The organism is Streptomyces sp. NPDC053367, from assembly GCF_044545925.1.
GTDB lineage: Bacteria > Actinomycetota > Actinomycetes > Streptomycetales > Streptomycetaceae > Streptomyces.
Genome location: NZ_JBITYN010000031.1, coordinates 1 through 1,097 on the forward strand (window position 1 = coordinate 1; position 1,097 = coordinate 1,097).

At 68.1% G+C, this 1,097-nt stretch carries 1 protein-coding gene; it reads right to left on the reverse strand.

Going from position 1 to position 1,097, the window contains the following annotated elements; genetic code table 11:
* Positions 1-1,097, reverse strand: a 1,097-nt coding sequence (locus ACIGXJ_RS36995) for a methylmalonyl-CoA mutase (protein WP_399655294.1), incomplete at both ends; no start/stop codon positions are given.

Genomic DNA, 1,097 nt, shown 5'->3' on the forward strand with positions numbered 1-1,097 from the left:
TAACTGCCCGCGAACGGGTCGACCGTCGCCGTCACGTCCGTCTCGTAGGCCAGCACCTGCTGGGTGCGCAGCGCGAGACGGGCCGACTTGTCCGTCGGCAGCGCGATCGCCTCGTCGAAGGAGTTCGTGTGCAGCGACTGCGTGCCGCCGAGGACCGCCGCGAGGCCCTGGACCGCCACACGCACCAGGTTGACCTCCGGCTGCTGCGCGGTCAGCTGCACACCCGCCGTCTGCGTGTGGAAGCGCAGCATCATCGACTTGGGGTTCTTCGCGCCGAACTCCTCACGCATCACCCTCGCCCAGATCCGCCGCGCCGCACGGAACTTGGCGACCTCCTCCAGGATCGTCGTACGCGCCACGAAGAAGAACGACAGCCGGGGCGCGAAGTCGTCGACGTCCATACCGGCCGCGACCGCGGTGCGCACGTACTCGATGCCGTCGGCGAGGGTGAACGCGATCTCCTGCGCGGGCGAGGCACCCGCCTCCGCCATGTGGTAGCCGGAGATGGAGATCGTGTTCCACTTCGGGATCTCGGCCCGGCAGTATTTGAAGATGTCCGCGATCAGCCGCAGCGACGGCTTCGGCGGGAAGATGTACGTCCCGCGCGCGATGTACTCCTTCAGCACGTCGTTCTGGATCGTGCCCGTCAGCTTGTCCGCGCCGACGCCCTGCTCCTCCGCGACCAGCTGGTACAGCAGCAGGAGCAGCGCCGCGGGGGCGTTGATCGTCATCGACGTCGACACCTTGTCCAGCGGGATCCCGCCGAACAGCACCCGCATGTCGTCGACCGAGTCGATCGCCACACCCACCTTGCCGACCTCACCCGACGCGATCGGCGCGTCGGAGTCGTGGCCCATCTGCGTGGGCAGGTCGAACGCCACCGACAGACCCATCGTGCCGTTCGCGATCAGCTGCTTGTAACGGGCGTTCGACTCCGACGCCGTACCGAAACCGGCGTACTGCCGCATCGTCCACGGACGCCCCGTGTACATCGACGGATACACACCGCGCGTGAACGGATACGCGCCCGGCTCACCCAGCTTCTCCGCCGGGTCCCAGCCCTCCAGCGCGTCCGGCCCGTACACCGGCTCGATGGG